Source organism: Stetteria hydrogenophila, assembly GCF_054657575.1.
The window spans coordinates 191,365-212,700 of the sequence record NZ_BAAHYL010000001.1 but is presented as its reverse complement, the minus strand read 5'-3'; the positions used below and the strand labels follow the sequence as shown (position 1 = coordinate 212,700).

General features: G+C 62.7%; 18 protein-coding genes. 16 read left to right on the top strand and 2 right to left on the bottom strand.

What is annotated here, in order from left to right; all coding sequences use genetic code 11:
• Nucleotides 1–109 precede the first annotated feature (109 nt).
• From ACYQ3J_RS01110 to ACYQ3J_RS01100, 3 genes are all read left to right on the top strand, one after another.
• The gene (locus tag ACYQ3J_RS01110; protein ID WP_460123327.1) at nt 110–4,510 is read left to right on the top strand and encodes a hypothetical protein; all 4,401 of its coding nucleotides are present in this window, start codon (nt 110–112) and stop codon (nt 4,508–4,510) included.
• 185 nt (nt 4,511–4,695) lie between these two features.
• The gene (locus ACYQ3J_RS01105) at nt 4,696–5,457 is read left to right on the top strand and encodes a ribbon-helix-helix domain-containing protein (protein WP_460123324.1); all 762 of its coding nucleotides are present in this window, start codon (nt 4,696–4,698) and stop codon (nt 5,455–5,457) included.
• Nucleotides 5,458–5,480: 23 nt separating this feature from the next.
• A complete protein-coding gene (locus ACYQ3J_RS01100; RefSeq protein WP_460123321.1) occupies nt 5,481–6,050 on the top strand; it encodes a vWA domain-containing protein in 570 nt (189 codons plus the stop codon).
• Here ACYQ3J_RS01100 and ACYQ3J_RS01095 read toward each other — a convergent pair.
• Nucleotides 6,047–6,595, bottom strand: a complete 549-nt coding sequence (locus ACYQ3J_RS01095) for a hypothetical protein (protein WP_460123318.1) — start codon at nt 6,593–6,595, stop codon at nt 6,047–6,049. The two genes, ACYQ3J_RS01100 and ACYQ3J_RS01095, sit on opposite strands and share 4 nt — an antisense overlap.
• A 150-nt stretch (nt 6,596–6,745) precedes the next feature.
• On the opposite strand from ACYQ3J_RS01095, the gene ACYQ3J_RS01090 reads away from it, so the two are divergent.
• The 13 genes from ACYQ3J_RS01090 (at nt 6,746) to ACYQ3J_RS01030 (ending at nt 20,365) form a co-directional block, all read left to right on the top strand.
• A complete protein-coding gene (locus tag ACYQ3J_RS01090) occupies nt 6,746–8,959 on the top strand; it encodes an elongation factor EF-2 (protein WP_460124549.1) in 2,214 nt (737 codons plus the stop codon).
• Between the two features lie 124 nt (nt 8,960–9,083).
• Nucleotides 9,084–9,500, top strand: a complete 417-nt coding sequence (gene ndhC, locus ACYQ3J_RS01085; RefSeq protein WP_460123315.1) for an NADH-quinone oxidoreductase subunit A — start codon at nt 9,084–9,086, stop codon at nt 9,498–9,500.
• A gap of 20 nt (nt 9,501–9,520) precedes the next feature.
• Nucleotides 9,521–10,126, top strand: a complete 606-nt coding sequence (locus ACYQ3J_RS01080; protein WP_460123312.1) for an NADH-quinone oxidoreductase subunit B — start codon at nt 9,521–9,523, stop codon at nt 10,124–10,126.
• The gene (locus tag ACYQ3J_RS01075; RefSeq protein WP_460123309.1) at nt 10,111–10,620 is read left to right on the top strand and encodes an NADH-quinone oxidoreductase subunit C; all 510 of its coding nucleotides are present in this window, start codon (nt 10,111–10,113) and stop codon (nt 10,618–10,620) included. Before ACYQ3J_RS01080 ends, ACYQ3J_RS01075 begins: the two co-directional genes overlap by 16 nt.
• 13 nt (nt 10,621–10,633) lie before the next feature.
• Nucleotides 10,634–11,860: an NADH-quinone oxidoreductase subunit D gene (locus ACYQ3J_RS01070; protein WP_460124546.1), complete on the top strand. Its 1,227-nt coding sequence runs from the start codon at nt 10,634–10,636 to the stop codon at nt 11,858–11,860.
• Between the two features lie 17 nt (nt 11,861–11,877).
• Complete coding sequence (gene nuoH / locus ACYQ3J_RS01065) at nt 11,878–12,912, top strand: NADH-quinone oxidoreductase subunit NuoH (protein WP_460123306.1); 1,035 nt, start codon at nt 11,878–11,880, stop codon at nt 12,910–12,912.
• 2 nt (nt 12,913–12,914) lie between these two features.
• Complete coding sequence (nuoI, locus tag ACYQ3J_RS01060; RefSeq protein ID WP_460123303.1) at nt 12,915–13,463, top strand: NADH-quinone oxidoreductase subunit NuoI; 549 nt, start codon at nt 12,915–12,917, stop codon at nt 13,461–13,463.
• On the top strand, nt 13,463–13,951 hold the full coding sequence (locus tag ACYQ3J_RS01055; protein WP_460123300.1) for an NADH-quinone oxidoreductase subunit J family protein: 489 nt from the start codon (nt 13,463–13,465) through the stop codon (nt 13,949–13,951). The genes nuoI and ACYQ3J_RS01055 overlap by 1 nt, the downstream gene beginning before the upstream one ends.
• Before the next feature lie 12 nt (nt 13,952–13,963).
• On the top strand, nt 13,964–14,269 hold the full coding sequence (locus ACYQ3J_RS01050; RefSeq protein ID WP_460124543.1) for an NADH-quinone oxidoreductase subunit NuoK: 306 nt from the start codon (nt 13,964–13,966) through the stop codon (nt 14,267–14,269).
• 3 nt (nt 14,270–14,272) lie between these two features.
• Entirely contained in the window at nt 14,273–15,838 is a 1,566-nt protein-coding gene (locus ACYQ3J_RS01045; protein ID WP_460123297.1) for a complex I subunit 4 family protein, read from the top strand.
• Between the two features lie 7 nt (nt 15,839–15,845).
• Nucleotides 15,846–17,945 (top strand): NADH-quinone oxidoreductase subunit 5 family protein, encoded by a 2,100-nt coding sequence (locus ACYQ3J_RS01040; protein ID WP_460123285.1) that lies wholly within the window; start codon nt 15,846–15,848, stop codon nt 17,943–17,945.
• A 6-nt stretch (nt 17,946–17,951) separates the two neighbouring features.
• Nucleotides 17,952–19,352 carry an NADH-quinone oxidoreductase subunit N gene (locus ACYQ3J_RS01035; RefSeq protein ID WP_460123282.1) on the top strand — a complete coding sequence of 467 codons (1,401 nt, stop codon included), beginning with the start codon at nt 17,952–17,954 and terminating at the stop codon, nt 19,350–19,352.
• A gap of 245 nt (nt 19,353–19,597) precedes the next feature.
• A complete protein-coding gene (locus ACYQ3J_RS01030; protein WP_460123279.1) occupies nt 19,598–20,365 on the top strand; it encodes a hypothetical protein in 768 nt (255 codons plus the stop codon).
• Here the strand turns inward: ACYQ3J_RS01030 and ACYQ3J_RS01025 are convergent.
• Entirely contained in the window at nt 20,362–21,327 is a 966-nt protein-coding gene (locus ACYQ3J_RS01025; RefSeq protein ID WP_460123276.1) for an MBL fold metallo-hydrolase, read from the bottom strand. The genes ACYQ3J_RS01030 and ACYQ3J_RS01025 overlap by 4 nt on opposite strands.
• Nucleotides 21,328–21,336: the final 9 nt, after the last annotated feature.

Genomic DNA, 21,336 nt, shown 5'->3' with positions numbered 1-21,336 from the left:
TCCGGGGGAATCCCCGGGGCGGCGCCGGCCGGCTAGGGGTGTGCAGGCTTAAATACGAACCCGACCCCCTTAATCGTTCAACGAGCACCTGCAAGGGGTGCCTATGGCTTTGAGTAGGCTGAATGCTAAGGCGGCATTCTCGGCGCTACTACTGGCCCTGATGATAGCCGCGCCAGTCATCATAGGGCTACAGGCGTTCACCGCGCAGGCTCTAACCAACGTCAACTTCCAGCTGATACCCAGCAAGGTCGTCAAGGGCCAGGACATAATCTTCTGGGTCAGGCAGACCAGCGGCGCCTTCTCAGCGGGCGCCCCCATATACTTCGAGATCTCCCAGGACGGATCCTGGGCCGGTGATGGCTACTACCTCCTCTCCCTTAAGCCCGGCACCACCACGCTACCCCCCGGCACGCTGATCTACGTGCCGAGCACTGCCAGCTTCTACCCGCAGACCACCGGCACCTACTGGGTCCTCCTCTCCGACTCCGCCGACGGCTCCACCGGGGTAGCCGGGACCCAGTTCACTGTCGAGCCCGGCCAGGCTCCAGTGATCAGCATAAACGGGCAGACCTACACGCCTAACAACCAGGTAGGCATCTCCTACACTCAGGGCTCAGCGACCGCGCCCACCGTGACGCCTACCATAGGCAACATGCCGCAGGCAACGCCCGGCGACACGCTCACGATCAACGGTGCACTATTCAGGGGCAGCACTGCTACGATCTACTTCCTCTACATCTACAGCAACAGCTGGGGAGAGGGCTTCCAGATGACGCCCGTTACGCTCGCCACCGTTCCGATTAGTGATGGAACGTTCAGCGCCAACGTCAGGATACCCAACGCCCCCGAGGGCGTCCACGCGATACTAGTGGTCGACAATAAGGGCTACTTCGCGTTCAGCTTCATCTACATCTACCCGACGATAACCGTGTCACCCTTCTCCATAAGGGGCGAGATAGGCGACACCATAACGGTCACCGGCGTAGGCTTCCCCGCTAACGCTAAGATAAGCGAGGTTAAGCTGGTCACCACGCTCTCCGGCTCAGAGCTAGGCACAACCATACTCTCCGGAGGAGCCGTAGACAGTCTGGGTAGGGTCACCTTCAGGGCCAGGCTAGACGTGCCTGTACCCGCCAATGAGAGGGGACTCCTCAACCTGAAGGTCGCCTACGACCCGACGGCTCCAGGCCAGGACTTCCAGCAGGACCCCGACAGCGACACGAGTGCTGACGTCTTCAAGTACGTCCTAGCTGCTTCAACCCCGCAGTTCCCCGGCGACGAGGCCATAGTGCTGCCCGAAGGGCTAAGCGCAACCAGCAGCAGCCTCACTAAGAAGGTTGGCGACTTCATTGAGGTTGTCGCAGTCAACTTCCCCGCTAACGCCCTGCTCGACGTCTACTTCGGCCCCGTCAAGGTTGGAACCATAAGGACCGACGCCAACGGAGCCGGCTCCACGTGGATCCAGGTGCCCGAGCTACCGGGCTACTACGAGAACGGGACCCAGATAGACTACTACATAAGAGTGAAGGACCCGGCCACCAAGCTCATGGCGACCGGGATACCCTACAGCACCACCTACAGGCAGTGGACAGTGTACATACAGCCACTCATCGAGATAATCTACTCAGGCATAGGGCAGGGTAACAGCTACGTGCTGCCGGGTACGACCATAACTGTAGTTGGCACAGGGCTAGCTGCCTTCGACGAGGTCACAATAACCGAAACCATAGCTGGAGCAACGTTCAACGTGATCGAGTATGCGTGGGTCTACGGCACCAGCGTGGTGGAGGGCCAGGTAAAGGGCTTCAACGTTGTAGCTACCGCTAAGGGCACCTTCAGGGTTGAGTACAGCGCCGCATACGACACTATAGAGTACAGCATCCTACATTCGGCGCCAGTCACTGGCAACGACGTGACTGTGACGGTCACTGCGGCAAGTGGAGCTGTGAACCAGACTGCATACAACGAGGTCGCTGCTCCAAGCCTTAAGGTGGTAACGCTGTCGGACAAGGGCTACCTGTCCGGCAAGCCCGGTGACAGGATAACCATAGAGGTTATCGGGCTCGTGCCCTCAGGAACCGCGCCGTCCGAGATAGTGACCTACAAGCTGTACTTCGATGGAGCCTCCGTAAAGATGTATAACCCGACGACGTCCGCTATACTGCCGTACATAACTGCGTCCAGCCCCACTGACATCATCGACGTTGATATCTACGTGCCCAACGTGCCCACCGGGCCTAAGGTGATCAGCCTGAGGGCAAGCTACGCCCCGACCGTGGACGCTGCTGCGACTTGGTTCATAGTATCCAACCCGCAGACCGCCGCCACCGGCACTGCCAGGATAGAGATACTCCCAGGCTACGAGACTGTGTACAGCGGGACCAATGAGGTGATGATCGCCGGGTGGAACTTCGAGGTCGACGAGAGCGACAAGTACCCCGTCTACCTGGGCATCTCCGGCGTAGGCGAGGGCCTGGTGAGTGTTGACAAGAACGGTGCCTTCATAGTCAATGTCACTGACGTGCTAGGCATAGGTAGCCTAGAGGTGCCTCAGGGCATCTACGCTGTGTACGTGAGGAGGAACACCACGGCATTCGCGCCCGTGCCCACCGTTGAGCTAACCGTCAAGCCTAACATAATGCTCAGGGCCGGCAGCTACGTCCACATAGGCGATGTTGTAACCCTAGACGCCTATGGCCTCGACCCCAACAAGGTGTATGAGCTAAGGTGGAGCACAGACCCCAGCACGCCCGGGTACTCCATGGGAGTGAGCTTCACCACCAACGGCAAGGGCACCAAGACGGGTGTTGCCGTGAAGATACCCTTCGGCCTCCCGTACAACTACTACTACATCCAGGTAGTCCCGGCCGACAGCCCCGATACGATAATAGCCACGTTCAGGGTCTTCCTGCTGCCCACAGAGAGCTTCGACATTGCGGGCTACAGGAACTACTTCGTGCCCCTGGAGCATGTCGGCCTAAGGCTCTACGATGCCAGCATCTACCTGAGTGGAGCGCTGGGCGTCAGCGTGGACGACCTAATAGCCAATGGCACTGTGATAGTTAGGTTCAGCCAGGTCGGCGGGAGCGAGGTTGCCGACGTCGCAGCCACGGTCACCTACAACAGCATGTACGACGTCCTCTGCATCTCCGCGCCTGTGCCGAACTTCAACGAGACCGGGCTCTACGGCGTGAGCGTCAGGATAATTGTCCCGTTCAACGGTAGCGTGAGGGACACCGGGTGGGTTGACGTCGCGGGCATAATCGTCGGCGACACTGGTGGCATACTCGTGAACATCGGCGGCGTGATGCAGGACCTCGCCGAGATCAAGACTGACCTGGGTACTGTGCTGGTCAGGCTGAGCGACATCAACGCTACCCTGGTCAGCGTGGCTGACGGCGTGGCCACCCTGCAGACTGCGATGGGTGAGGTCAAGGCCGACCTAGAGACGCTGAAGGGCATGCTGAGCAACGTCAACGCCACCCTGGTGGAGAAGTCGGGCGAGCTGATGGCGAGGCTCGACACTGGCTTCACCACGATAGAGGCGAGGCTCGACGCCCTGGCGAGCCTGATCAACGGCGGCTTCGCCGAGATCAATGGTAGCCTGGCGACGATACAGACCCAGCTCGGCGAGGTCAGCATGAGCGTCGAGGACCTGAGGACGCTCATACAGGCCACGGGCGACGAGGTCGAGCTGGCCATAACCGACGCCTCCGAGGCCCTGGCGACCCTCATAGTCGAGAAGAGCGGCGAGGTGGTTGCCAACATAACCGCTGAGCTGAGCGACCTCAGGCCGCTGATAACCAGCCTCAACGGGACCCTAGCGGAGCTCCAGACAACTCTCGGCACGGTCAACGCTGCCCTTGACGAGCTGCTGCAGGGCCAGGCCGAGATCAAGAACATAACTGTGACCAAGGCGGGTGAGATAATAGCCACCATAGAGTCCGCCGCGGGCGAGTTCAACGCCACGCTCAGCGCAGCCCTCGACATGATCAACACTGGCATCGTCAACACGCACAGGGACCTCATAGACAGGCTGGTCAGCCTGAGGACATTCGTAGCCAGCACTAGCACTGAGCTTGCCGCTAAGCTAGACCAGGTCATAGCAGGGCTCAGCGCCGCCAACTCAACGCTGGCGACCATAACGGGCAAGATCGACTCCCTCAGCACTGCCGTGGCCGCGATCTCCGACAACGTGAACAGCCTGAACGGCAAGATGGACGCCATCTCAGCTAAGACCAACGACATCGCCGGGAAGGTCGTCCAGATACAGAGCGACGTGGCCGACGTGAAGAGCACGGTCTCCGACCTGAAGAACACCGTGGACCAACTACCCGGCCAGATAAGCAACGTAGGGAGCAGCGTCCAGAGCGTTGGCAGCAAGGTTGACGAGGTCTCCAGCAAGCTGGACAGCGTGAAGGGCAGGACGACAGCCCTCGAGGCGACGACGCTGGTCCTCGTCCTCATAACGCTAATACTATCCGCCCTAGGCCTCAGGAGGCCAGAGTAACGGCCAACGAGCCCCTGAAACCCCCACTTTAACCCCTCTTTCCAGTTTTCTTGTCCTCTTCCTTTCCTAGATGCGCCTTTATTCTAGACTTTATTCTAGGCTGTATCGACTTTTAGGTCTAGGCGGGCTAGCTTATTACAGCCTTTGAGGCGGAGGGGCCGGTTAGGGGTAGGTGATGGCGTTCTATGGTTGTAAGCGTTGAGATATCGGGTTTGCTCGAGGAGCGGCTGCGGAGGCTCGTCGACCTGGGCCTCTACGCTAGCGTCGCGGAGGCGGTGAGGGAGGCGGTGAGGGTCTTCCTGAGGAGCCTCGACCTGCGTGATGTCGCCTTCAACCTATACGTTCACAGGGACGCTACGCTGCAGTACGCCGCGGAGTTTGCAGGCGTGACTTATGAGGTTATGATGGACTACATGATCTCCAGGGGCGTCATGCCGGCTGTGGGCGTCGTCTCGGAGTCGGACGTGGAGAAGCTCGAGCCGGGTGTTTACGTCCTCGACGGCCTGACCCTCTACACGGCCTACCGCTCCGGCCTCGTGGAGGTTATGAGGGATATGAGGAGTGAGGGGTACACCTTCCTAGCCCCCAGCAGCCTTGAGAGCTTCACGTTCGTGCTCGAAGCCCAGAGGGTTAGGGAGGGGTTCAGAGCTATTCGCGTAGTCGACTTCGTCGAGGCGCCGCAGCCGGAGGGGCGGCTCGGCGGCAGGCTCATCTCGAGGCAGGAGGGTGAGGCGGTAGCGTATGCAAGGGAGAGGGGTGCAGTCCTCCTCAGCGACGACGCTAGGACCAGGGCTGTGGCCAGGGAGGCGGGCGTTAAGGCTCTCAGCCTTGCCTCCGTGCTGGTGACCCAGGCCCCCGTGCTGGGGGATAGGCTGGCGGAGCTAGCCTACTCCTACAAGGGCATCCCGGCGCTTCTCCCTGATGACTTGCTCCAGCTTCATGGGTAGAGGGCTGCGGGGGTTGACGGGACTTGGAGGGGGGCCGCCTGCCCATTGATCTCGTCTTCGCGGTGGATATCTCGCCTAGCATGGGGAAGCCCCACGAGGGCTTCAAGCCCTCGAAGCTGAGCGTTGTGAGGGATGCACTGGCCTATGTAGGGTCGAGGCTGCTTGGCAGCGGCCTCGCGCGCCTCGGCCTGGTGGTGTTCTACAGGTACGCGTTCCCCATACTCCCGCTGACGCGGGACAAGCAGCGTTTCCTCTCCACGCTCCCCCTCATCAAGGTCGGGGGGAGCGGGACGGCGGCGGGCAACGGGCTCATAGAGGCGGTTAAGCTCTTGAGGGGGAGCGTGAGGGAGAAGGTCGCAGTAGTCATAACTGATGGAGGGCTGAATGAGGGGGTGAACATTAGCCACGCGGCAATCTACGCTAGGAACATGGGTGTGAGGACCTACATAGTCAGCCTGGCCGAGGGCCCGAAGGGCTCGGCTAGGAGGGCGATAGAGGAAGCGGCGAAGATAACGGGGGGCGCCTGGCTCCACGCCGAGGACAGGCAGTCCCTCCTCTCCATACTGGCCAGCATAGCCCGGGCTGCAGGCTAGCCTAGCTGGGTGACTTCACGCGCTATCCTAGCCCCCAGCCTGTAGGGGTTAGCGTTCCCCCTCAGCAGGTAGACCGGCGTGGAGCCCCCGAGGTACCTCTTGGCCCAGGCGGGCTCCTTGGAAAGGAGCAGCACAGCGGCCAAGCCGTACCCCATTGCTAGGAGCTGCATTGAAGCCAGCCGCAGCGAAGGCTTGGGCCTCGACTTTGCGCTCCACACCAGCACCACCAGCCCCTGGGCCGTTAGGGGATCCCTGGAGCTGCCGAGCATATCCGCCGCCTCTCGCAGGGCCGGCACGGGGTTGGGCGCCCCGGGCAGGACGGGGGCCTCCCTGTACGCCTCAGGGACCCTCTCCACCTCACGCACGGGGTCCAGCAGCGGAAGGGCCTGGGACGCGTAGACTACTATGCCCATCCTCAGGCCGTTAACCTTGCCGGCCTCCGAGGCTAGCCCCTCAACGAGCTTGCCCACGGCGTAGACGTCTATGTAACCGCTTTTCTCCACGGCGAGGACCATGTCTATCAACGCGCGCTCCACCGCAGGCAAGCCGTTCAGGCCTAGGCGTGGAGCGGCGCCATTTAAAGCGGATGATCAAGCACCGCGCATAGGCGCCCAAGAGGCGCCAAAAAGCCCTCTGTGTAAGAATAAAAGCCGCCCGAAGCCACGGCCTGCACTCGGAATTAATGGGTGACCGTGATGGGGGCTAGAGTGAAGCTGGTCTCCGAGATCGAGAAGATAATGAGCAACGTCGAGCAGGTCAGGAACATCGGGATAATCGCCCACGTCGACCACGGGAAGACGACGACTAGCGACTCCCTGCTCGCCGCCGCGGGGATAATCTCGGAGAGGATAGCGGGCGAGGCACTGGTCCTAGACTACTTGAACGTCGAGAAGCAGAGGGGCATCACGGTAAAGTCGGCCAACATAAGCCTGTACCACGAGTACAACGGTAAGCCCTACGTGATCAACCTGATAGACACTCCAGGCCACGTGGACTTCTCCGGCAAAGTCACCCGCAGTCTGAGGGTGCTCGACGGCGCCATAGTAGTAGTTGACGCCGTCGAGGGGGTCATGACTCAGACTGAGACAGTTATCAGGCAGTCCCTGGAGGAGAGGGTTAGGCCGATACTCTTCATAAACAAGGTTGACAGGTTGATCAAGGAGCTGAAGCTCACGCCGGAGCAGATCCAGCAGAGGTTCATCGAGATAATAAGGGATGTGAACAACCTGATAGAACTTTACGCTGAGCCGGAGTTCAGGAAGAAGTGGAAGCTCAACCCCTCCGAGGGCACCGTGGCGTTTGGAAGCGCCAAGGACAAGTGGGGCATAAGCATCCCCATGGTGCAGAAGAAGGGGGTAACGTTCAAGGAGATAATCAAGGCCTACGAGTCGGGTAGTAAGGAGAAGATAGCTGAGCTAGCGAAGAAGCTCCCCCTCCACGAGACCCTGCTCGACATGGTAGTGAGGTTCATACCCAACCCTAGGGAGGCCCAGAGGTACAGGATCCCCAAGATTTGGAAGGGCGATCTGAATAGCGAGATAGGCAGGGCTATGCTGAACGCTGACCCCAACGGTCCCCTAGTATTCTACGTTAACGACGTGAGGGTGGAGAAGACCGGCCTCGTCGCTACCGGCAGGGTCTTCTCCGGCACCCTCCGGCCAGGAGAGGAGGTCTACCTAGTCTCCAGCGGGGAGACTGGGAGGGTGCTGCAGGTAAGCCTCTACATGGGGCCCTTCAGGGAGATAACCAAGGCCATAGTAGCCGGCAACATTGGAGCCGTCATGGGCCTGGAGAACGTCCGGGCCGGTGAGACCATTGTAAGCGTGGCCTACAAGGACCAGGCCGCCCCGTTCGAGCAGCTCAAGTACGTCAGCGAGCCGGTTGTTACAATAGCGGTGGAGCCCGTCAGAATACAGGACCTGCCGAAGATGATTGAAGCCCTAAGGAAGCTCACGATAGAGGATCCCAACCTCGTGGTGAAGATAAACGAGGAGACGGGCGAGTACCTGGTATCCGGCATGGGCCCCCTCCACTTGGAGATAGCTCTCACATTCCTCAAGGAGAAGTACGGCGTCGAAGTGAAGGCAAGCCCGCCGATAGTGGTCTACCGTGAAACCGTTAGGACTGCGAGCCAGGTCTTCGAGGGTAAGAGCCCCAACAAACACAACAAGTTCTACATAAGCGTGGAGCCGCTCAACGAGGAGACGATAGAGCTGATCCAGAAGGGCATCGTGACCGAGGGCCAGGACCCGAAGGAGAGGGCCAGGATCCTAGCCGACAAAGCCGGGTGGGACTACGACGAGGCTAGGAGGATATGGGCCATCGACGAGAACATAAACGTGTTCGTCGACAAGACTGTCGGCGTCCAGTACCTCAGGGAGGTTAAGGACACCGTGCTCGCAGCATTCAGGCTCGCCACCAAAGAGGGCCCGCTAGCCGCCGAGCCCGTCAGGGGCATAAAGGTTATACTGCACGATGCAGTGATACACGAGGACCCAGTCCACAGGGGCCCCGCCCAGATCTACCCCGCGGTGAGGAACGCCATATGGGCCGGCATACTCACCGCGAAGCCCACACTCCTCGAGCCGCTGCAGAAGCTCGACATAAGGGTCCCTATGGAGTACGTCAGCAACATCGCAGCGGTCCTTGCGAGGAGGAGGGGGAGGATCCTGGAGGTCCAGAGCGCGGGAATGGCCGCGAAGATAATAGCAGAGGTGCCGGTGGCCGAGAGCTTCGACCTAGCCGGGGAGCTGAGGAGCGCCGCGGCTGGAAGGGCGTTCTGGGGCACCGAGTTCAGCCGCTGGGCCCCCGTGCCGGACAACATGCTGGAGGACCTCATAAGGAAGATCAGGCAGAGGAAGGGGCTACCGCCTCACCCGCCGAGGGTGGAAGACCTCATAGGCCCCTAGCCTCCCCTATTAACAGCTTTTAAGGCGGCCCCGGGTAGGCTCTTTAACGCCGCGCGCCGGGTTAATGGAAACAAGTTTTATACCTGTTATGATTACACAGCCGAACGCATGGTGTGGCCTAGTCATGCTAGAGTTAGGCGCAGTTCTCCAGAGCCCCATGGTTAGGGCTCTGGCTGCATTCGTGGCCGTGCCCCTAGCGCTTCTGCTACTCCTGCTCGCAACGGTCTACGTGCTTAGAGTAATCCTGAGCCCCTCGAGGGAAGTAGCTGGGCTCGAGCCGAGGAGGGAGGCCCGCTACGAGGCGGGCAACCCCGAGAAGGGCGAGGCCAGGACTAGGGTGTCGATGCAGTACCTGGGGTACCTGATAATATTCCTGGCCGTTGAGCCCGCCGTGATACTCCTAGCGCTGGCACTAGCCGCCCCCAGAGGCCTCGTCGGGCGGCTGGGCCTGCTCTACACTGCAATAGTCCTAGTCTACGCCCCCTTCCTTGCCTACGCCCTGAGAGAGGCCAGGCGCGTGGAGAGGTGGACCCTAGACTAGCGGCTTGGGGGCGCGTAGCCATGGCTGGGGAGGAGCGTGGAGGCCCCCGGGGCAGGGTCTACGCTGGCAGCCTGGACGTGGCTGCCAGCCGGGCTAGGGCCCTCCTCATGAAGAGGGCCGGGCTGGGGAAGGTGGCTGACTGGGCCGCAGCGTTCAGCCTGTGGCCGGTCCACTTGACCACGAGCTGCTGCGGCTGTGAGTTCGCCGCGACCTGGGGGCCCAGGCTCGACGCGGAGAGGTACGGGTCCCTGCCGTGGGTCGGGCCGAGGCAGACGAACCTCATCATAGTCGAGGGCACGGTTACCAGGAAGATGGCGTGCGCGGTGCGCGTGGTCTGGGAGCAGATGCCGTACCCCAAGTTCGCCATAGCCATGGGCGCGTGCGCCCTGGACGGCGGCATATTCTACAATAGCTACAACATTGTAAGGCCCTGGGAGGTGATCCCAATAGACGTCTACATACCCGGGTGCCCCCCGAGGCCTGAAGCAGTGGCTAGGGCTATACTAGAGCTTCAGAGGAAGATCAGGGAGGAGGGCGTTGCTGGGAGGTGGATAGCAGAGGGCAGGAGGCCCGACAAGCCCCCCGTCAGGCCGAGGGAGGATCCCTGCTCGTGGTGGAGGGGGTAAGGGTGCCGGGCCCGGAGGCCGCGGGGCGGGTGGTTGAGAGGGTAAGGGCCGCCCTCGGGGACCTGGTTAGGGGTGTTGAGGAGCACAAGGGCTTCGTCACGGTCTACGTGGACCCCGGTAGCCTCGTCCGGGCTGCCAGCCTCCTCAAGGGCATGGGCTTCGACCACGTCAAGAGCGTTACCGTGGTTGACCTGGTAAAGGAGAACGCGCTCCGCGTGGGTTACCACGTGTCCTCATACTCCAACCCCGAGCTGGCCAGGGTTGTCTTGGAGCTGGCGACGATCGTTCCCAGGGAGGGCGACGTCAGGGTTCCGAGCCTTGTGGGGGTGTGGCCCAGCGCCGAGTTCCAGGAGAGGGAGGTCTACGAGTTCTTCGGCGTGGTCTTCGAGGGCCACCCAGACTTGAGGCCCCTCTACCTGACTCCCGACCTGGCCGAGAAGAAGCCCCTCCGGAAGGACTTCAAGGTTGAAGAGGAGGGAATATACCTTGACTAGCGGCGTTGAGGGCATGAAGGTAGGGGAGACTAGGAGGGTCCACGGGCTCGACGTTAAAAGGGTTGACAGGGACCTCTACGAGGTCTTCATAGGTCCCCAGCACCCTGGAAGCGGGCACATGAGGATAATAGTGCGGCTGGACGGCGACGTTATAGTGGAAGCAGACCCTGACATTGGGTATGTCCACAGGACAGTGGAGAAGCTCTCTGAGGGGAGGCGTTGGATCAAGATCATCCCCCTCGTCGAGAGGATGGCCATCCTGGATGCCTGCAACGTGACGCTCCCGTACGTCGAGGCGGTCGAGAAGCTCCTCGGCATCGAGCCTCCGGAGAAGGCCAAGTACCTGAGGGTCCTCCTCTGCGAGATTAACAGGATTGCCAGCCACCTCTACGGCATGGGCATTTTCGGCGTCTTCCTGGGCCACTCGACTATGTACATGTGGGCTTTCGGCGACAGGGAGGTGTTCGTGGAGCTTGCAGAGTGGCTTACCGGCGCTAGGTTGACGCACTCCTACCCCATCTTCGGCGGAGTCAGGAGGGACATGCCTCAGGGTTTCGCCGACGCCGCGAGGAAGGCTGTTAGGTACATGCGGAGGAGGCTCGAGGATTACAGGAAGATATTCCTGGACAACCCCGTCATAAGGAGGAGGCTGGAGGGAGTCGGAGTCATACCCAGGAACCTGGCGATAGACCTCGGCATAGTGGGCCCAAACCTTAGGGCGTCAGGCGTCGAGTACGACGTGAGGGTGGTGGAGCCCTACGAGGTCTACGATGAGCTCGAGTTCGAGGTCCCCGTGTTCGAGGAGGGGGACGCCCTAGCCAGGGCGTGGGTGAGGGTGGAGGAGATAAGGCAGAGCCTAAACATCATCGAGCAGGTTGTCGACAGGCTGGAGAGGATGCCCACCGAGGACGGCACCAGCCTCATCCACCAGAGGTTCTGGCCGAAGGCGCCCCTGTACAGGCAGGTGCTTGAAAGGGAGGGGCGGGTCAAGATAATCCCCCTAATGGCCGCGGTGAAGGTCCCCAAGGGCAGGGCCTTCGCGAGGGCAGAGGCTGGCCGCGGCGAGATAGCTTACTACGTAGAGAGCGATGGAGCCGACGTGCCCTACAGGGTGAGGGTGGTGACGCCCTCCTTCAGGAACGTACTTATATTCAAATACGTGGTCCCAGGCCACAGGCTAGCCGATCTCCCGGCGATCTATGGTAGCATCGACTACTTCCCGCCTGAGGCCGACAGGTAGAGGGGGTGCACGGGGGCTTGGGGATCATCGGGTGGCTCCTCGGCCTGGCGTTTTGGCCCCCGATATTCCAGCTCCTACTCGTCCCTGGGCTAGTGACGGCAATGATCTTGGTGATTATAATCATTTGGTTCGAGCGGAAGGCGGCCGCCAGGGTTCAGATGAGGGTTGGACCGCTCTACGTGAGCCCCAGGATCGGCGGGGCGCTTCAGCTGGTGGCTGACCTCATCCGTTTCATGACCCAGGAGATAATCGTGCCGAGGGGTGTTGACCGCGCTGTCTTCCTAGGTGCCCCGCTCGTGGGGCTCGTCGTGGCCATGCTCCCCCTGGTGGTTGTGCCTGTTTCGCCGTTGCCGGAGACCTGGCCCGTGTCCATGGATTACAGCGTCGTAGCAACCATCGCCCTAATCACTCTAGCCCCGCTCTTCATAGTGGCGGCCGCCTGGGCTTCGGGTAACAAGTTCGCGGTCATAGGGGGGCTGAGGGAGTCGTACCTTACTGTAGTCTATGAGGTGCCCCTAGTGGCCTCCCTCCTATCCCCCGCGGCGCTCGTTGGCAGCTTGAACGTGGCCGACGTGGTTGAAGCCCAGTCGGGGGGGAAGTGGTTCGCCCTCCTGAACCCGCTGGCGTTCCTCGCCGCCGTCATAGCAACCCTCATGGCGACCAGCGGGTTCCCGTTTGAGATAGCTGAAGCCGAGAGCGAGGTGGTTGCTGGGGCTTTCAGCGAGTACAGCGGGCTAATGTATGGCTTGAACATGGGTGCAACCTACATTAGGAGGTACGTTAACTCAACCCTTATAGCGCTCTTCTTCCTCGGCGGGTGGAAGCCCCTCGATCCCCAGCCGGGGTCCGGAGTCTTCTACGGCTACCTCCTACCCAGCCTCGTGGTGGTTTCCAAGGCGGCCATTCTAATGGCCGCGATGAGCATCCTCAGGGCTGTCTACGGGAGGTACAGGCTAGACCAAGCCCTAGACCTGGGCTGGAGGATAGTCTTCCCCCTCTCACTCTCCGGCTTCGGGCTCAGCCTAGCCATGGCTTACCTGGGGGTGGCGTAGCCGTGGCTCCCCGGTACGTTCCCAGAAGGATCCCGCCCTACAGCTTCGCCAGGGCGGTGAGCGGGAACATCTCAGCGTTAATCACTGGCTTGAAGTACTTCATCGCCCCGAACAGGTTGACGCTCGACTACCCCAGGGAGTACGTGAAGCTCAGGAGGGGTTACAGGGGGTTCATTGTCCTGAACAAGTCCAAGTGTATAGGCTGCGAGGCGTGCGCCAGGATATGCCCCGCAGCCGCCATGAAAATGGTTAAAGTGAAGGAGTACGACGAGAAGAGGGGTAGGGAGGTGGTGAAGAAGTACCCCGTTATAAACTATCAGCGGTGCATATTCTGCGGCTACTGCGTCGACGTCTGCCCCGTGGAGGCGCTGTACCACGTGCCGGTCCATGACGTGGTATACTTTAACCTGGAGGATATGAAGACTACTCTTGAAAGCTTCCAGGTCGAGCCCAGAAGCCCGGCGGAGGGCGAGGGCGTGCCCGTGAAGTACGTCTTTGACCCGGTGCACGGCCTGGTCAAGGTGAAGGCGGAGGAGGGGGGTGACGGGTAGTGGGCCCGCAAGACTACTACCCCTACATGGCGGCCATGCTCTCCGGGGTAATGCTTGTAGCCGCTTACTACGTGGTTAAGTGCAGGGACCTCGTGTACGCCAGCATAGCATTGGCTGCCCTGAGCTCCATGACGGCCGCGTTTGCAGCCCTCCTAGGCTTCGGGCTGGTTGCTGCATTCATTATAATAGTCTACGTAGGAGCCGCCGTGATGTTCATAATCCTGTCCCTGTCGATGCTTGGCATCAGGGAGTCTGGCGCTAGGAGCAGGGTTCGGGGGATCCTTGCAGCTCTTGGGGGCCTGGCCGGCTTTCTATACGCATCCGCCTCGACCGGGTTATTCAAGGCCTACGCTAGGCCCGACTCCTTCAGCGCAGCCGACGTAGCCGAGGCGATGCTTGCAAGGTACCTGCCCGTCGTGTGGATACTAGTAGTTACGCTCGCTGCCACCCTTCTGGAGGCAGTAGCCATTGCTAGGAGAGGGGGTTAGGCCTTGGCGTTCGTGGATAGGGCTCTGGGCGAGACTGCGATTGTGACCTCCCTTGCCTTGATAGCTATTGGGTTGTATGGCGTAGCCTCGACTAGAAACCTTTTGAGGATGCTGCTGTCGCTGGAGGTGGTTTTCAACGGAATCCTCCTCGGCATCGTCGCATTCACGTCGTTCAACCCGGTGGTGGATACGCTTGTGGCCGTGCTTCTAGTTAGCGTGGTGACCGTCGAGGTAGTCGTGGCTGTTGCTATACTTATCGGCTTCTACAGGCATGCGAGGACGCTCGAGTCCGAGGGCCTCGAGGAGGGGGGTGTGTGAGCGGTGGAGGCGGGATCCCCCGTGTTCTGGGCTAGCGTGCTCCTACCCGTCGCCGTGGGGTTTGCGGCCTGGCTGGCGGGGCCCCGCGGGGAGGGACGGGTCAAGGCCTACGCAGCTGCTTCCCTGCTCTCCCTGGCGCTTCCAATGGCCTATGTGGTCTACTACGCGGCCTCAGGCGCGCTCTCCGAGGGGGTCCTGGACCCGCTCTACTTCAGGGTGGCCCCGGGCCTGGGCACGGTCGCCCTGGCGCTAGACGCTCTCTCAGCCCCCGTGGTCTTCGGAGTCTCACTGGTGACCGCAATAGTCGCCCTCTACAGCGTGCCATACATGAGGGTCAGGCTGGAGGAGTTGAAGCGCGAGGGCTCGGAGCCCCCGGGGATGGGGGTGTACTTCCTCCTATACAACCTCTTCGCGGCGTCGATGCTGGGCATGGCGCTTTCGACGAACCTGGTCGAGTTCTACGTCTTCATGGAGCTCACGCTTGTCGCGTCGTTCCTGCTAATAGCGTACTACGGGTATGGCGAGAGAGGGAGGATAGCGCTGCTATACTTCATCTGGACGCATGTCGGCGCGGTGATCCTCCTCGCCGGCATCGTGTACTACGGGATCAAGGCTGGGACCTTCGACTACCTGAGCGTCCCCAGCCTGGAGCCGGTGGTCGTCGAGCCCCTCCTGGGGGGCGCGGCTAAGACTGTTGCAGCCCTCATGCTGGCCGGCCTCTTCGTGAAGATGGCGGTTGTAGGCGTGCACATGTGGCTCCCCTACGCCCACGCCGAGGCCCCCACGCCTATCTCAGCCCTCCTCTCACCCAACCTAATCGGCCTCGCCGGCTACGCTGCCGCCAGGTTCGTAGCCTCCGCCTTCCCCGGCGTGCTGCTATCCTGGAGGGACGCCCTCGTCGCCCTCGGCTTCGCCACGATAGTGTACGGGGGCCTCGTGGCGCTCACGCAGGTGGACTTCAAGAGGCTCCTGGCCTACTCTAGCGTGAGCCAGATGGGGTACATCCTCGTAGGAGTCGGGTCCATGACTAAGATGGGGATCGCCGGGGCCATGCTCTTCTACCTCTCGCACGCGGTGGGCAAGGCGATACTCTTCATGACAGCCGGCGTCTTCATAGCAACGCTCCACGGCCTCAGGGACATAAGGCGCATGGGCGGGCTTGCAAGGCTCTACCCCAAGACGGCCGCCGCGGCGCTCTTCGGCTTCCTAAGCCTAACCGGGACCCCTCCAGCCCCCGGCTTCTGGGCCGAGCTACTAATCCTGCTAGGCCTCCTCTCAGTCTACGGGGGATCCTCCGGCTCCTTCCTCCTCGCGGCGGCAGCGCTGCTCCTAGCCCTCTCCGTGACGGCTGCGTACAGCTTCATAACCATGAAGAGGGTGTTCTACGGCCGGCCCAGGGTCGAGGAGGCGCCCCGCGAGAGCGGGTTGATGGAAGCCAGCCTGGTAGCGCTGGTGGTGGCCGGCCTACTAGTGTTCCTGGCCGCAAACGTCTTCATCGGGCCATTCAAGGACTCCGCCGCCCTGAACGCCATCGAGCTTGCCGCCGGCAGTGCGGCGGGGGCGGGGTGAGCCCGCGGTGAGCCTGAACCCGACGCTCATATGGGCCCTGCCCTACCTCGGGGCCGGGTTGCTTGCAGTCTTCTGGCTGGCAGGCTGCCGGAGGGAGTGGGTCTACGCCTGGACCTCGGTGGCCGCAATCCTTGCCTCAGCCGTCGCCGCAACCACTGTGGCCTACGACGTGCTGGCCCACGGAAGGGTCATCCACGTGGCCTACGACTGGATCCCCTGGGTGAACGTCGACGTTGGAACGTACGTTGACGGCTTGTCGGCTGTGATGTCGCTGGTGGTGGCCTGGCTAAGCTTCCTCATAGCACTCTACAGCGTGGACTACATGAGGGGGGACTGGGGCGTCCAGAGGTACTTCTTCTTCATAACATTCTTCGTGGGCAGCATGCTGCTCCTAGTCCTAGCCGACAACCTTGTGCTCATGCTGATAGGCTGGGAGGGCACGGGCATAGCTAGCTACGCCTTGATAAGCCACTGGTACACCGACGAGGAGGAGTACTGGGTGGGAGTGCCCGGCCGGAGGGTACTCGGGGCCCCCATGTACTCCACCCCGAGCCAGAGCGGCTTGAGGGCAATACTCTACACGAGGCTGGGCGACGCGGGGCTCTTCACGGGAGCCGCGCTGATCTACAGCCTAACCGGGACGTTCAGCATACCCGTTATAGCCGAGAAGGCGCCGCAGTGGATGACGGCGCTGGCGAGCGGCCACTACCTAACCGCGGCGCTGCTAGTCTTCACGCTGGGGGCGATTGCCAAGAGCGCCCAGTTCCCCTTCCACGAGTGGCTCGTGACAGCCATGACCGGCCCGACCCCTGCCTCGGCTCTGATACACGCGGCGACCATGGTTAAGGCTGGGGTCTACTTCATGCTGAGGTTCACGCCCATATTCTACACGGGCGCCCTCGCCGCCGGGAGCCCGGTGGTCATAGACCAGGTCAGGGCCTACTTCGAGGCAATCGCGGGCCTAGGCGCTTTCACGGCGTTCGCGACCGCCACCATGGCGCTGGTTAGCAACGAGTTCAAGCTAATACTAGCCTTCTCGACAGCCAGCCAGCTCGGCTACATGTTCCTAGCCGCGGGCGCGGCGGGCGCTCTCCTCGGCTCAAACCCGGAGTCGTTCGCCTTTGGGGTAGCGGCTGGCCTAGCGCACCTGGTGAGCCACGCTGTCTTCAAGGCGGCGCTCTTCCTGATAGCCGGGTGGGCGATTCACGTAGCCCACAGTAGGTTCATAGACCACATGGGCGGCTACGCGAGGTACATGAAGGCGACCGCCGCCGCGATGTGGCTCGCCGGCCTGAGCCTAGCCGGGATCCCGCCGCTCAGCGGCTTCTTCAGCAAGGAGATGACGCTCGAGGCGGCGAGGGAGGCGCACCTCACCTGGGCATACGCCCTCGGAGTCGCGACCGCGGCCCTCACCGCCGCCTACACCCTCAGGCTCATATTGAGGGTTCTCCACCTGCCACCCTACGAGGAGGCCCACGGCGAGCCCCGCGAGGCCCCGCCGCTCATGCTGGCCCCCTACATGGCCCTCGCCCTGGCGGCGCTGGTCCTCGGCCTCGCCTGGGGCGGGGTTGAGGGCGTGCTCTCCAAGGCCTGGGGGGTCACCCTGGCAGTCCACGGCGCGCCGGGCCTGGGGTTCGAGCTCACCACGGGCGCCGTAGCAACCCTGGGCCTCGCGCTGGCCTCCATGGCGGCGGTGGCGGGCCTCTACCTAGTGGCCAGGGTGGACTTTAGGCGGGTACTCGCCTCCAGCAGGGCGGCTAGGATTCTGCACGACTTCCTCTTCGACCGGTGGTACGTCAACTCCTTGACATACCTGGTTGTAGTGGGCGGCTTCACGGGCGTAGCGCTCGCGCTGGCCGCCGTGGACTCGGCGCTCGACTGGCTCTACCACACGGGCCTCGTCTCGGCCTTCGCAGCGTTCAGCCTCGCGCTGGCCCTCGTCGACTCGGCCGTGGACCGGTTCTACCACGGCGTGGTGGTGGAGGGTGCCGCGGCGATCAGCATGGCGTTGAGGGGCCTCCACAGGGGAAGGCCGGACTACTACCTGGCGCTCTACGCCTCCATGGCTGGCCTGGTGATGCTGCTCGCACTCATCGCCTGGGGGTGAAGGGTGGTGGCGTTGAGCCCGGCGGAGGCTAGCCTGGCCCTCATCCACCTGGCTCTAGCCGCCTCCCTGGCCGTGCCCATAGCGTGCCTCTTGGGGTGGAGGGGGGCGGCTAGGCCGCTTGCAGCCGTTGGCGCCGCCGCGGCCTTGTCCTCGGCGCTCGTGCTGGCCTACGCCGTGCAGGGTGGCCCGGTGTCCTTCCACGGAGGGCTTGTAGTCCATAACGCATTCACGGCCTTCATGCTCGTTTCAGCTGGAGTGGTAGGCTTGCTGGCTCTGTGGGCCTCCGGCGAGGCCCCCGACAGGTGGCCGACGTACCCAGCCTTCTACGGCCTCGTGCCCCTCGCCCTCTACGGCCTCTACTACGTGGCGGGCTCGGCGGACGCCCTCGCCTTCCTCGCGGCGTGGCTCCTCGTATCGGTGGCGAGCTACGTGATGACCTCGGCGCCGGGGGACTCTGCTAGCAGGGCGGCGGCTGTCAGATACGTCCTAGTCGGGCTGGCGGCCACCCTCCTCCTGGCGATGTGGGTCGCCATCCACGCAGGCATAGCCTCCACGGCGTCCCTTGAGGGCTGGATGGACCTAGCCACCTGCCCGCCCGGCGGGTTGACTATTGTAGCCTCCACGCTCCTCCTCGCAGGCGTGGGCTTCAAGCTCGGCATCGTGCCCTTCCACTGGTGGCTCCCCAGCGTGTACGCCAGGGCCGACGGCAGAGTGATGGGGTTCATTGACTCGGCGGTGAAGCTGGGCTTCATAGCCTTCCTCGCCCACTGCATCTACTCCGCCACGCCCCAGCTAGCCCCGCTACTCGCCGCCCTCTCCGTGGCCACGATGACCTACGGGAACCTGGCCGCTTTGACCACGAGGGACCTGAGGGGGATCCTGGCCTACAGCAGCATAGCCCACGTGGGCTACATACTCGCAGCGCTCGCCGGCCTGGCGTACCTGCAGGCCGCCAACCCGGAGGAGGCGGCGCTGGCCCTTGGAGCGGTTGCACTCCACGCCACGGCTTACGCCCTCGCCAAGTCCACGCTATTCCCCATGGCGGGGGAGCTGGGGGGCAGCCTCGAGAGGCTCAGGGGCCTAGCGGGGAGAGACCCCTACACGGCCGCCTCGGCGGGAATCCTCCTCCTCAGCCTCCTAGGCGTGCCCCCCCTCCTAGGCTTCTGGGGCAAGCTCTACATGCTACTAGCCGTCATCAAGTACTCCCCGCTACTCGCCGTCGCGTTCCTAGTCAACAGCGGAGTAAGCGCCGCCTACTACATCCCAGCCGTAAGGGAGCTATGGAGCCGCGAGGGGGAGCCAGGGGCCCCGAGCAGCAGCCTCAGGAGGGCAATCACGGCGGCAGCCCTAGCCACCACAGCCCTAGGCCTCATCGCGCCGGCACTCCTCGCCGCCTCCACGCCCTGAGAGGTGTATCCTCGCCACCAGAACCCCCACCAGCCGGCAGGCTCCAAGCACCCCCGGGATCCCCGGGGGCAGACATAGCCCCCTCCTTGACGCCGCGGCACCCGCGCCCCCCGGCTTGAGGGGGCTTGCGAGGCGCCGTGCTGGAAGCGCTTGCACCCCCGCGCTGGGTGGGCGTTGAGAGCCGCGGATATTGCTGCAGGCACGCGCGGCTCCAGAGGGTGTAGCCTTGCCTAGGGGTGGCCGGCTTGGCTGTTGGAGAGGAAGATGGGGGAGGGGTTGAGGGCAGGCTTGAGGAGTTCCGCGAGGCCCTGGATCGCTACGGCCACCTCGCGGGAGTCAAGTTTGACAGGGATTACGCGCTGAGGGTGGAGGAGGCCGAGCTGCTGGTTGAGGAGGAGCTGCTCCCGAGGGCCCGGGAGGCGGTGAAGCGGGGGCTTGACTTGAAGGGGTTCATCGAGAGGGTTGAGGCTGATGGCCTCCTGGGCAGGCTTGCTGGGGCGGCGGCGTCGAGGCTGGGCGTGGGCGGCGCGGCTGCGTGGGGGGAGGTGGACTACGGCGCGGCGCTTGCAAGGCTCGCCGCCGGCGAGGTTGGGGATGTGGAGAGGGTGGCGTTCGTGGCCACTCAGGGGGCCCTTAGGGCCTATGCGAGGGCGTATGAGGAGGAGCACGGCGTCGAGAGGCGGGGTAGCGCTGTGTGCCCGGTGTGCGGCGGCGTCTCGGACTTGATGGTGAGGAAGGGGGACGGGTACCGCATGGTTTGCCCCTACTGCTTCTACGAGTGGCTCGTGGGCGAGGAGGCGTTCTGCCCTTACTGCGGCAACAGGGACAGGCGATTCATAGGCGTGTTCACCGACGCGCAGGGGAGGGTGGGCCTCGCTTACTGTCAGGCCTGCGGGTCGGCGTGGAGGGTGATCCTCGACCCATCCATCAAGGCGCCGAGGAGCCTCCTCCCACTCATAGCCCTGAGGGCCGAGAGATTCAGGGCGTACCTCCCCAGCGGGCAGGGCGGCTAGGGCATGGCCTGCGCGGGGATCCCCAGCCTCCTCTCCACGTACTTAGCCGTGAGGTGGGCGGTCTTACTCCTGACAGCGTCGATCACAACCCTTCCAGGCCTCGCCTCGTCGATGTACTCTATTATCTCGGAGAACGACGCGTGGTCGCTGAATGAAACCCTGTAGACGTTCCCGCCGCTCTTCCTAGCCGGCGCCGAGAGCTCCCAGCCCGTTAGGAGTACGTGCGCCCCGGGCCTCCTCCTGTACTCGCTGAACCTGGAGTAGTGGACCATGATGATCCCCCACTCGGCGTCGTGGCTCAAGAGCCTAACGTTGCCAAGGGGCTCGCCGTAGAACTCCGCCGCTATCCTAGCCAGGGCCAGGGTCTGGGCGTCGGTGAAAATATCGTCCTTCAACCCCCGCCTCCTCAGCTCCACTATTATCTCTTGGAGCTTCCCGTTGTAGCCGTAGATCCAGACGGGGCCCCTCCTCTTCTCCCTCTCAATGATCTCCATCAACGCGGATATAGCGTCCCACTCCCCCCACCTCCTCTCAAGCCTTGGACTCCCGTAGGTGGCGTCGACAACCAAGACGTCGAGCCCCTTCATGGGGGGAGTCCCGGGCATCTTGAAGTCGCCCGTGTAGCCGTAGCTGCCATCCCTCGTCTCAACGAGGACCTGGGCGCTCCCGGCGATGTGGCGCGCAGGCTTCAGCACCAGAACCTCGCCGTCGAACTCGACGGGCTTATCGTAGGGCAGCTCGAGCCTCTTACCCGGAGGAACCCCCTGCCCGAGCACCTCCAGGAACCTGTGAGTCGTCGGGGTAGCGGCTACGAACGCGCTGCGCCTAACGCTAAAACCCAGCCCCACCATATGGTCGCTGTGGGCGTGAGTCACGACCCTGACAAGCCTCTCAGCGGGCCCATCGACCGTGAAGTGCCTGCCCAGCAGTATGGCGCCCTTCTCGGTAACCCCAACGCCCACCCCAGCACC

Coding starts and splice junctions, on each gene's coding strand:
- ACYQ3J_RS01080 (WP_460123312.1), top strand. CDS start 9,521: ATGGCTGGGGAGGAGCGTGGAGGCCCCCGGGGCAGGGTCTACGCTGGC.
- ACYQ3J_RS01105 (WP_460123324.1), top strand. CDS start 4,696: ATGGTTGTAAGCGTTGAGATATCGGGTTTGCTCGAGGAGCGGCTGCGG.
- ACYQ3J_RS01090 (WP_460124549.1), top strand. CDS start 6,746: ATGGGGGCTAGAGTGAAGCTGGTCTCCGAGATCGAGAAGATAATGAGC.
- ndhC (WP_460123315.1), top strand. CDS start 9,084: ATGCTAGAGTTAGGCGCAGTTCTCCAGAGCCCCATGGTTAGGGCTCTG.
- ACYQ3J_RS01070 (WP_460124546.1), top strand. CDS start 10,634: ATGAAGGTAGGGGAGACTAGGAGGGTCCACGGGCTCGACGTTAAAAGG.